General features: G+C 68.0%; 9 protein-coding genes and 3 pseudogenes. 7 read left to right on the top strand and 5 right to left on the bottom strand.

Annotated elements, in window-relative coordinates; translation table 11 throughout:
• Positions 1-377, bottom strand: a pseudogene (locus CSW58_RS03015) (ferrochelatase); the annotation flags it as partial.
• Positions 374-1,402, bottom strand: coding sequence for a uroporphyrinogen decarboxylase (gene hemE, locus CSW58_RS03020; RefSeq protein WP_099446252.1), 1,029 nt, complete (start codon positions 1,400-1,402; stop codon positions 374-376). The gene hemE and the pseudogene CSW58_RS03015, both read right to left, overlap by 4 nt.
• Before the next feature lie 445 nt (positions 1,403-1,847).
• Between hemE and CSW58_RS03025 the strand changes: the two are divergent.
• From CSW58_RS03025 to dnaQ, 5 genes and pseudogenes are all read left to right on the top strand, one after another.
• Positions 1,848-2,748 (top strand): annotated as a pseudogene (locus CSW58_RS03025) (pyruvate, water dikinase regulatory protein).
• Positions 2,745-3,338, top strand: a complete 594-nt coding sequence (locus tag CSW58_RS03030) for a Maf family protein (protein WP_099446253.1) — start codon at positions 2,745-2,747, stop codon at positions 3,336-3,338. Before CSW58_RS03025 ends, CSW58_RS03030 begins: the two are co-directional and overlap by 4 nt.
• A pseudogene (gene aroE, locus CSW58_RS03035) lies at positions 3,335-4,191 on the top strand (shikimate dehydrogenase). Before CSW58_RS03030 ends, aroE begins: the two are co-directional and overlap by 4 nt.
• A gap of 3 nt (positions 4,192-4,194) precedes the next feature.
• Positions 4,195-4,818: a dephospho-CoA kinase gene (gene coaE / locus CSW58_RS03040; protein ID WP_099446254.1), complete on the top strand. Its 624-nt coding sequence runs from the start codon at positions 4,195-4,197 to the stop codon at positions 4,816-4,818.
• Positions 4,819-4,824: 6 nt separating this feature from the next.
• On the top strand, positions 4,825-5,547 hold the full coding sequence (dnaQ, locus tag CSW58_RS03045; protein ID WP_099446255.1) for a DNA polymerase III subunit epsilon: 723 nt from the start codon (positions 4,825-4,827) through the stop codon (positions 5,545-5,547).
• A gap of 38 nt (positions 5,548-5,585) precedes the next feature.
• On the opposite strand, the gene CSW58_RS03050 is transcribed toward dnaQ, so the two are convergent.
• Entirely contained in the window at positions 5,586-6,461 is an 876-nt protein-coding gene (locus CSW58_RS03050) for a LysR substrate-binding domain-containing protein (RefSeq protein WP_099446256.1), read from the bottom strand.
• Positions 6,462-6,576: 115 nt separating this feature from the next.
• Between CSW58_RS03050 and CSW58_RS03055 the strand changes: the two genes are divergently transcribed.
• On the top strand, positions 6,577-7,566 hold the full coding sequence (locus CSW58_RS03055) for a sodium-dependent bicarbonate transport family permease (protein ID WP_099446257.1): 990 nt from the start codon (positions 6,577-6,579) through the stop codon (positions 7,564-7,566).
• On the opposite strand, the gene CSW58_RS03060 is transcribed toward CSW58_RS03055, so the two are convergent.
• Positions 7,563-8,912, bottom strand: a complete 1,350-nt coding sequence (locus CSW58_RS03060) for an oxygenase MpaB family protein (protein WP_099446258.1) — start codon at positions 8,910-8,912, stop codon at positions 7,563-7,565. The two genes, CSW58_RS03055 and CSW58_RS03060, sit on opposite strands and share 4 nt — an antisense overlap.
• A gap of 119 nt (positions 8,913-9,031) precedes the next feature.
• On the opposite strand from CSW58_RS03060, the gene CSW58_RS03065 reads away from it, so the two are divergent.
• On the top strand, positions 9,032-9,685 hold the full coding sequence (locus CSW58_RS03065) for a TetR/AcrR family transcriptional regulator (protein WP_099446259.1): 654 nt from the start codon (positions 9,032-9,034) through the stop codon (positions 9,683-9,685).
• 9 nt (positions 9,686-9,694) lie between these two features.
• Here CSW58_RS03065 and CSW58_RS03070 read toward each other — a convergent pair.
• Positions 9,695-10,113: CocE/NonD family hydrolase (locus CSW58_RS03070; RefSeq protein ID WP_143755061.1), on the bottom strand; the 419-nt coding region annotated here is incomplete at its 5' end.

The following is a 10,113-nucleotide window of genomic DNA, read 5'->3' on the forward strand; positions in this document are numbered from 1 at the left end:
CAGCAGCAGCACCTCGTCCGGTGCAAAGGCGGCCACCGCCTTGGCGGTCTCCGAGGTCAGCGGATGCCAGTAGCGCATGGCGATAAAGCAGCGGGTCTCCAGCTCGGGAAGCCGGACGTCCAGATCGGCCTGCAGGGCCTTGGCCTGTTTCTCGGTCTCGGGCAGCAGGGGAGAACCGCCGCCCATGATCGCGTAATTGGCCCGGGCTGACTTGGCGCGAGTGGTCGAGATCAGGGCCGCCAGGGCGTAGCGGATCGGCGCCGGGGCGCCGATGATCGCCTTGTCCCGGAACAGATTGAACAGAAACGGCCGAACGGCCTTGGCCCGTCGGGTCCGCCCAGATTGAACAGGACGACAGCGACCTTGCGACGGCTCACTTGCCGGTCACCCGCGCCAGCACCGCCTCGACATGGGCGATCGGCGTGTCGGGCAGGATCCCGTGGCCGAGGTTGAAGATATAGGGCCCGCCGCCCCACTGTTCGAGCAGCTGGTCGACCCGGCGCAACAGGCCGTCGCCGCCGGCCCGCAGCAGAAGCGGATCCAGGGCCCCCTGGATGGTCTTGGTCTTCTGGATGGTCTGGCCCAGGGCCGCCGAGGCCTGGGTGTCCAGCGCCACGCCCTGCACCGGCACGGCGCGCGCATAGGCTTCGACCAGGGTCCCGGCTCCCCGCGGAAAGCCGATCAGCGGGACCGTGACGCCGCGCGCCCGCAGGCCTTGAGCGATGGCGATATGGGGTTCGATGACCAGCCGTTGGAACAGGGGCTCTGAAAGCCCTTCGGCCCAGCTCTCGAACAGTTTCAGGGCCTGGGCGCCGGATCGGGCCTGCATGGCCAGATAGTCGACGGTGGCCTCGACCAGAACAGCGATCAGCTGATCCAGAACCTCGGGGTGCTCATAGGCGAAGGTCCGCGCGCCCGAACGGTCGCTGGAGCCGCCTTCGATCATATAGGTCGCCACGGTCCAGGGCGCGCCGGCGAAGCCGATCAGGGCCCGGTCAGGCTCCAGGGCGGCCCGGACCCGGCTGAGGGTCTCGCCCACGGCGCCGAGGGCCTCGCCGGCTTGCTGCGTCAGCGCCGCCATCGACTCGATCGACGGCAGGGCGCCCAGCTTGGGCCCCTCGCCGGCCTCGAACCAAACCTTTTGGCCGAGGGCTTGCGGGATCAGCAGGATGTCGGCGAAGACGATGGCCGCGTCGTAGGGAAAGCGCCGCATCGGCTGCAGAGTGACCTCGGCGGCCTTTTCGGGGTTGAGGCAGAAATCGATGAAGCTCGGCTCGGTGGCCCGCACCGCCCGATACTCCGGGAGATAGCGGCCCGCCTGGCGCATGAACCAAATCGGCGGGCGTTCGGCGGTTTCGCCGGCCAGGACGGAAAGCAGCTTGGGGATCGGGAGCGTCGTCATACCGGCCTTAAATCCCGTCAGGCCCTTGGGCTCAAGCCCGGATCGATACGGAAGCCTTCTTCCTTATCTTAATTAGATTTTAATGAAGATGGTAGGAGATGGAGGGCAGGTGCAGCAAATCGGGGACAACCCTGTCGCGCCGCACGCATCCCACACAGGATTGACCGTCTGTCCCCGGACCGCTCACAGGGTATCAGACCCCTGTTAAGTCTGGGGATAGCCCGACAGCACGGCGAATTTCTTAATAAATCTTAACGGCCCCCGGTGCGAAACGCGGGCCGACGCGCCGATCCCACAGCCCGGTGAACGAGTCAGATTCACCGCCGGCCGTTCACTATCTCAGTCTGGGGATTGTCCGGCGTCAACGCGACCGTTTAACACAGGGGTCGAGGGTGGGTCCTGATGGGCCCGGATTGATGCCCGCTCGTCCCCAGAGGCTGCGCCAGTGGTTAAGCAATCATTAACGGATAATCCACAGGACAACGGCGGTTCGGACAACGACCGCCCTGCCCGCGGTTCGCAACCTACTTCCACATCCATCTGGTTTCCGACTCGACCGGCGAACCCTTAACGCCATGGCAAGGGCGGTCTGCGCCCGATTCACCGACATTCTGCCGATTGAGCACATCTATGCGCTGGTCCGTTCGACCCGGCAGCTGGACCGGGCCCTGGACGAGATCGCCGGCGCGCCGGGCGTGGTGATGCACACCATTGTCGACGCCGGACTGCGGGCCGCGCTCGAAGAGGGTTGTCGGCGGCTCGAAATGCCCTGTATCGCCGCGCTCGACCCGGTGGTCAGCGCCATGTCGCGCTATCTCGGCGCCCGGATCTCGACCCGGGTCGGGGCTCAGCACACCCTGAACAACGACTATTTCGACCGCATCGACGCACTGGACTACGCCATCGCCCATGACGACGGCCAGGGCGGCCAGGATCTGTCGGTGGCCGATGTGATCCTGGTGGGGGTGTCGCGCACCTCCAAGACCCCGACCTGCATCTATCTGGCCCATCGCGGGGTGCGGGCCGCCAATGTGCCGCTGGTTCCGGGCCGGCCGCCGCCCACCCAGCTGTTCGAGCTGAAGAACACCCTGGTCGTCGGCCTGATGACCTCGCCGGACCGGCTGATCCAGATCCGCCGCAACCGCCTGCTGTCGCTGAAAGAGAACCGCGAGAGCGACTATATCGACAGTGACGCCGTGCGGGCCGAGATCATCGCCGCCCGCCGCCTGTTCGAGAAGATGGGTTGGCCGATCATCGACGTGACGCGGCGCTCGGTCGAGGAGACCGCCGCGGCGATCATCAACCTGCTGTCGGGCGGGCGCGGTCAGGTGGAGGTGCTCGGTTGACCCCGGTCACCCTGGCCTCGAAGAGCGCGGCCCGCGGCGCCATCCTGCGCAATGCCGGCGTCGCCTTCGAGGCGGTGGTCGCCGGCGTCGACGAGGACGCCGCCAAGGCCGGGCTTATGGCCGAGGGCGCGACGCCGCGCGACGTGGCTGACGCCCTGGCCCAGCTGAAGGCCGTCAAGGTTTCGACCAAGCGTCCGGGTCTGGTGATCGGGGCCGACCAGACCCTGGATTTCGCCGGTCGCCTGATCGACAAGGTCGAGACCCTGGACCAGGCCCGCGACCTGCTGCGCGCCCTTCGCGGCCAGACCCACAAGCTACATTCGGCGGTGGTGGTGGCCCGGGACGGCCAGCCGATCTGGCGGGTGGTCGAGACCGCCAAACTGTCGGTGCGGCCGTTCAGCGACGCCTGGCTTGAAGGTTATCTGCAGCGCCGGGGCGAGGCGATCCTGCACTGCGTCGGCTGCTATGAGCTGGAGGGCGAGGGCGTGCAGCTGTTCGACGCCATCGACGGCGACTATTTCACCATCCTGGGCCTGCCCCTGGTCGGGCTGCTGGATTTCCTTCGCCTGCACGGAGCCCTCGAGACATGAGCGGTTCGATTAGCGGTGCGGCCATGGTCGCCGGGGTCTGCGGCGCCCCGATCCGCCATTCGATGAGCCCGTTGATCCACAATGCCTGGATCGCCGCCGCCGGGCTCGACGCGGTCTATGCGCCCTTCGCCCCGGCCCCGGAGCGGTTCGTCGCCTTCATCGAGGGTCTGCGCGGCGGGGCCATACGCGGCCTGAACGTCACCATCCCGTTCAAGGAACAGGCCCTGGCGGTCGCCGACAGCGCCAGCGACCTGGCCAAGATGGCCGGCGCGGCCAATCTGCTGGTCTTCGAGGCCGACGGTTCGATCCGGGCCGACAACACCGACGGACCCGGCCTGCTGGCCGCCATCGCCATCCAGGCCCGGGCTTTGACCTGACTGCCCGGCCGGTGGTGATGCTGGGGGCCGGCGGCGCGGCGCGCGGCGCGGGGGCGGCTCTTCTGCTGGCCGGAGCGCCGCGCATCGCCATCGTCAATCGCACCCTGGCCCGGGCCCAGGACCTGGCCGCCGACTTTGGAGCCAAGGTCAGCGCCGCGGCCGAAGGCGACCTTCCCGTCCTGCTGCGAACAGCCGGACTGGTGATCAACGCCACGTCGCTTGGCCTCGGCGGCGGGACCGGTCCGGCGGCGGACCTCGACCTAACCCCGCAAGAGGCGGTGATCGTCGACATGGTCTACAAGCCGCTGCGAACCGAGTTCCTTCAGCGCGCCGCCGCCGCTGGCCGTCGTACGGTCGACGGCCTGGAAATGCTGCTGCGCCAGGCGGTCCCGTCTTTCGAAGCCTTCTATGGCCAGGCCCCGCCCGACACGGTCGATGTGCGCGCCCTGGCCTTGCGTCATCTGGGCGAGGTCTGAGCGATGATTATTCTGGGACTGACCGGTTCGATCGGCATGGGCAAGTCGACCACCTCGGCGATGTTCGAGGCGGAAGGCGTGCCGGTCTATGATTCCGACGCCGCCGTGCACGCGCTCTACGCCCCGGGCGGCGCGGCCGTGGCGCCTGTCGAGGCGGCCTTCCCCGGCGTGGTGGTCGACGGCGCGATCGACCGGGTCCGGCTCAGCGCCCGGGTCCTGGGAAATCCCGAAGCGCTCAAGGCGCTGGAAGTCATCGTCCACCCGTTGGTCGGCTCGGACCGTATCGCCTTCTTTGAAAAGGCCGCCGCGGCCGGCAAGGACATCGTCGTCCTCGACGTGCCCCTGCTCTACGAGACCGGCGGCGACAAGCGGGTCGACAAGGTGGTGGTGGTCACCGCCCCGGCCGAGGTCCAACGGGCCCGGGTCATGGCCCGTCCGGACATGGACGCCGCCAAGTTCGCGGCCATCCTGGCCCGCCAGCTGCCGGACGCCGAAAAGCGGGCCCGCGCCGATTTCGTCATCGACACCAGCCAGGGCCTGGAGCCGGCTCGTCAACAGGTTCGGGCGATCCTGCAGGCCCTGCGACATCCTGAGCGTCTTGATGACGGCGCCGAAGCGGCCCATTGAATCGCCATGGCCCGGGAAATCATCCTCGACACCGAAACCACCGGCTTTGATCCGAAGACGGGCGACCGTCTGGTTGAAATCGGCTGTATCGAGGTGGTCGACTTCATGCCGACCGGCCGCTCGTTCCACGAATATTGCGACCCCCTGCGCGACATGCCGGCCGAGGCCGAGAAGGTGCATGGCCTGTCCAGCGCCTTCCTGACCGGCAAGCCGAAATTCGACGCCATCGCCGACCGCTTTCTGGAGTTCGTCGGCGATGCGCCGGTGATCGCCCACAACGCCGCCTTCGACCGCAGCTTCGTCAATTTCGAGCTGGAGAAATGCGGCCGCGCCCTGCTGCCCGAAAGCCGCTGGATCGACACCCTGGCCATGGCCAAGAAGCGCTTTCCGGGCATGTACAACTCGCTCGACGCCCTGTGCAAACGCTTCAAGATCAGCCTCGACAGCCGCGACAAGCACGGCGCCCTGATCGACGCCCACCTGCTGGCCGAGGTCTATCTCGAGCTGCAGGGCGGCAAGGAACGGGTGCTGGAACTGACCGCGGTGGTGTCGATCAACACCGTCGCCATCGCCCAGGCCGGATCCTACGGTCTGCGCACCCGGCCCCTGGCCCCGCGCTCGACCGAGGCCGAGCGCCTGGCCCATGCCGAGTTCGTCCGCAAGAATCTCAAGGACAAGGCCGTTTGGCTGAGCTTTGGTCTGGAAGAGCTCCCCAGCGCCCTGTCCTGAAGGCCGACACGCGGTCTCGTTCGACGGACTGGCCGCGCTCAGACCGTGGGGTGACGCTGACGATCCAGGGCGGCGAGAATGTAGTCGGCCAGGCGTTCGGCGGCCGCCGGCGCCGTGCCCTTGGCCCTGAGCAAGGCGATCTCGGCATCAGCCAGGCGGGGTAAATCCTCGCCCAGGACGGAAAGGTCGTCCGGGACCATTTCGCGCGGCAGAACCGTCACGCCCAGTCCGCCCCGCAAGGCCGCCAACTGGCCCGCCAGGGAGGGACTGGTATAGGCGGCGCGCCAGGACCGTCCGTCCATCTCCAGCGCCGCCACGGCGCGCTTGCGATAGACGCAGGGCGACGGGGCCGCCACGAGGGAAACCGGTCCTTCCTTTATGGCGAAGTCAGGATCCAGAGCTACCCAAACCAGGGGCTCGCGCCAGACCCGCACGCCGAGATCGGGTCCCAGCGGCTCGCGCTTGACCAGGGCCAGGTCCAGTTCGCCGTTCTGCAGGCGATCCAGAAGATTGAGGGTCAGATCGCAGGTCACGGTCAGAGCGATTTTCGGATGACTTCTGGCGAAGGCTCCAAGCACCGTCGGCAAGTGAATGGTCGCGAAATCCTCCGGCGCGCCCAGACGAACCTCGCCCTCGACATCATCGGCCGCAAGCCCGGCCAGGATGTCGTCATTGACCCGCAGCAACCGCCGGGCCTGCGGCAGGAAGGCTTCGCCCTGCTCGGTCAGAATGACATGGCGCGGATCCCGCGACAGCAAGGCCTGCCCCAACTGGTCTTCTAGGCGGCGGATCTGCAGGCTGACCGCGGACTGGGATCGTCCGAGGCGGCCGCCTGCCCGCGTGAAGCTCTTTTGCTCCGTGACCACCAGAAAGGTGCGGACGAGGTCGAGATCCAGGTTGATCAGACGCGGCATGGTCGCACTCTAATATGAAAACGTCATCAGAACGATAGCTAAAATCAACGATGAGAATGATTGGTCCACCTCTAAAGCCGCCCAGCGCCAAGCACGACGGCGTTTGGAGACTTCCATGGACATCCTCACCCAGATCCTGACGCCGGCCGCCAGCAATCTTCTGCAGCCTGCTGTCCTGTTCTTCGCCCTGGGATGTTTCGCCGCCCTGACCCGCTCGAACCTGGCCCTGCCGGCCAACGCCACCAAGATGCTGTCTCTGGTCCTGATGCTGTGCATCGGCTTCAAGGGGGGCGTCGAAGCGCGGGCGCACGGATTGAACGCCGACTTCCTCAAGGCCGGCGCCCTGGGCTTGGCCCTGAGTTTCTTTCTCCCGCTGCCGGCCTTCCTGCTGCTTCGCCGGTCCGGTCTGAACCGCGTGACCAGCGCCGCGACCGCCGCCCACTATGGATCGGTGTCTGTCGTCACCTTCGCGGCCGCCCATAGCTATCTTGTCAGCACTGGCCTGGCGCCGGGCGGCTACATGTCGGCGGTTCTGGCGCTGATGGAGACACCGGCCCTGTTGACCGCCATCGCCATCGCCGCCTTCAGCGACCGCGATGACGCCACCCGCGCGCCGACCGGAAAGGTGCTGCATGAGGTCCTGCTGAACGCCGCCAGCGTCATGCTGATCGGCAGTTTCCTGATCGGCCTGGTGACGGGGTCCTCGGGCGGCGCGAAGCTCTCCACCTTTGTCGGTCCCGTGTTCCAGGGCTTCCTCTGCCTGTTCCTGCTCGATCTGGGGGTCACGGCCGCCCGGCGATTGATGTCGGCGCGCCAGATCGCGCCGGCGGTCCTGGCCATGGGCGTGCTCCTGCCGCTCGTCGGGGCGGGCGTTGCACTGGGCGTCGGCCGGCTCGCTGGACTGGGTGTCGGCGACCTCGCCGCGCTGGCGGTGCTGGCGGGCTCAGCCTCCTATATCGCCGCGCCGGCGGCGATGGGCCTGGCCCTGCCCAAGGCCGACGCCGGAGTCTACCTGACCCTGTCGCTTGGGGTCACCTTCCCCTTCAACCTGATCCTCGGCATCCCGCTCTACACCCTGCTGGCGACCCTTCTGGCGCGAGGCTAGCCCGCCGGGCTCGCCGCCAAGGGATCGCCGGTCTCCGAGGGCCGGGTCGGTCGGTACTGGGCCGCGTCGGTGGTGAACTCGGCATGGCCATAGCGCACCAGATGGCGGCGCAGCTGGGCCACCAGGTCGCGGTCGGCCAGGTCGCGCAGGCCGGGGATCTTCAGGGCCAGGCCATAGGCGGCCATGCGGCTGACGACCACCGCCGCCACCAGGCCGAACAGCACGCGGTCGGCCAGGGTGACGCTCACCCCCATCCGCGTCGCCGCCTGCAGGTCGCCGCCCAGGAACTGGCGCAGGAAGAAGACCTTGGCGAAGCCGCGCTCAACCGTGTCGAACAGGCGATTGGGCCATGAGCGGTCGGGCGGCAGATAGGCCGCCAGGGTGGCGCGGACCAGGGCGCCGCAGGTCTCGTCGTCGAAGCCCTTTCGCAGGGTCTGGTTGCGGGCGGTCATGGTCTGGACCACCCCGACCGGTGTATCGGCCAGCAGGTCCTCGGGCAGGCCCAGCAGATAGCAGCGATAGCGGCTCAGCTCGACCCGGGCCCGCTCGGCCGGGGTGAAGGTGGTGCGGCCCTGGCGCAGCAGCTTGTAGCTGAGCAGGAAGATCGGGATCAGGCCGGCCGGCATCTGGTCGACCTGCGGAATCGGCACGCCATAGACCGAGGCGTCCCAGGCCCCGGGCCGACGCAGGGCGTTGAAGCGGACCATCGAATGCATCAGCCGCACCATGGCCGCGGCCTTGAAGCCCGCCCCATGTCGCTCCAGGGCGCCGGGCAGCAGGGTGGTGGTGAAGAAGCTGGCCGTCTCATTGACCCGCCGCGCGGCGCTCTCGTGACCCAGGGTCCCGGTCAGGGCCATGGGCAGGGCGGCGTACTTGTTCATGAAGGTGGCGACAAAGGCCCCGCGGATCGCGAAAGGCGACAGGATCGCGGCGGCCGGACGGTCCAGCCGGGCGCCCTCGCGGACCAGGTCCATGTCGACCCAGTCGGGCACGTGCTCCATGTCGCGGATGAAGGCGACCAGTTCGGGCGGGGCGTCGGGCACGGCGTCCAGGCCCTCGTCGCAGGCCTTGGTCAGCAGGGCGATCAGGCCGCGAAAGCCGTGCTGCGGCATCAGGCCGGCATAGGCGTCGGCCACCCGGTCGCCCAGCAGGGTGTAGGCGCGGATCAGGGCCAGTTGCTCGGCCGTCGGTTCGGCCCCGGCCACGCCCCTGGGCGCGACGCTGTCGGCGGGATCGTCGGTGAAGCGCTCGGGCGCGCGGTCGAAATCGATGTCGCCATAGAGCGCCGGCTGACGGGTCTTCTGGTCGGCGACCCGGGCCCGGACCTGTTCGATCGTGCCGTTCATGCTCAAAGCTCCTGCGACGAAAACGCGTCCCTCGCCCTGGTCAGCAGGTTATGTAAGCATTGCTCATGTTTCTACTCGCCTTGTCGGGCGGATGGGCCAGCCGCCGGGGAGCTTCACAAGTGACTGAAAAGACGAGGCGAACCCCGCGCCAGGCCCGGGCCGAGACCACGGTCGAGGCGATCTTCGACGCCACCTTTCAACTTCTGGAGGCCGGCGGGGTCGAGGCCCTGACCACCAATCACATCGCCCAGCGGGCCGGGGTCAGTATCGGCACGCTCTATCAGTATTTCAGCGGCAAGCCGGCGATCCTGGCGGCCATGGCCCAGCGCCGGGCCGAGGCGGCGCGGGCCACGATCGCCCAGACCCTGATCGCCGCGCCGCAGCTGGGCAGCGTCCGGCCGATCGTCCAGGCCCTGATGACCACCTTCGAGGGCTCGCCCGAAACCCGGAAGGCCCTGCTCGACGCCCTGTTCGACCACGGCGGCGACGCGGTGATGCTGCATCACCACCAGGCCTTTCTGGCGGCGATCGCCGGCAAGGCCGAGCTCAGCCTCGCCCTGTCGCCGGAGTCTCTGTTCGTCCTGACCCACGCGGTGGCCGGCCTGCTGCGCGCGGCGGCGGCCGAGCCCGACCTGAACCTGTCCCCCGCCGTGCTGGAGGACGAGTTCGTGCTGCTGATGGAGAGCTATCTGTCGGCGCTGATGGCGCGGGCCAAGGGCGGCTTTTCGGCGCCTCAGTCCCCTGCCCCGGCCAAGGCTGGGCCAGGAGACTGACGCGTCCGGCTAACGCTTCACGACAGGCAGTTCGATATAGGATTCTTCGCCCGGCGCGTGGTGGATCGCGTTGCGAGCCACGACGAAGGCCGTGTCGCTCTCGTTGTTCCCGCCGGTGTTCAGGTTGCGGGTAAACTTCGGGAAGTTGGACGAGGTGATCTCGACGCGGATGCGGTGTCCGGGAAGGAAGGTGTTGCTGGTGGTGATCGGCGTGGGCCGGATCGAGTGCACCGCCCCCGGGGTCATCATCTTGGGCTTGTCATAGCCGTCGCGATAGCGGGCCCGCTGGATGGTGTCGCCGAGGATATAGGCCGTGCCGTCCGGCGCCACATCGACCAGCTTGACGGCGAAGTCGGTGTCCTTGGCGTCGGAGGAGACGTTGAGAACGGCGCGGACGAAGCCCGTCACCTCCATCGCCTCGGTGAGGG

This window comes from Caulobacter sp. B11 (assembly GCF_002737765.1).
Classification (GTDB): domain Bacteria; phylum Pseudomonadota; class Alphaproteobacteria; order Caulobacterales; family Caulobacteraceae; genus Caulobacter.

Excerpts from the sequence above, each read along its gene's own strand:
- hemE (WP_099446252.1), bottom strand. The coding sequence starts at position 1,402 with ATGACGACGCTCCCGATCCCCAAGCTGCTTTCCGTCCTGGCCGGCGAA.
- coaE (WP_099446254.1), top strand. The coding sequence starts at position 4,195 with ATGATTATTCTGGGACTGACCGGTTCGATCGGCATGGGCAAGTCGACC.
- dnaQ (WP_099446255.1), top strand. The coding sequence starts at position 4,825 with ATGGCCCGGGAAATCATCCTCGACACCGAAACCACCGGCTTTGATCCG.
- CSW58_RS03050 (WP_099446256.1), bottom strand. The coding sequence starts at position 6,461 with ATGCCGCGTCTGATCAACCTGGATCTCGACCTCGTCCGCACCTTTCTG.
- CSW58_RS03055 (WP_099446257.1), top strand. The coding sequence starts at position 6,577 with ATGGACATCCTCACCCAGATCCTGACGCCGGCCGCCAGCAATCTTCTG.
- CSW58_RS03060 (WP_099446258.1), bottom strand. The coding sequence starts at position 8,912 with ATGAACGGCACGATCGAACAGGTCCGGGCCCGGGTCGCCGACCAGAAG.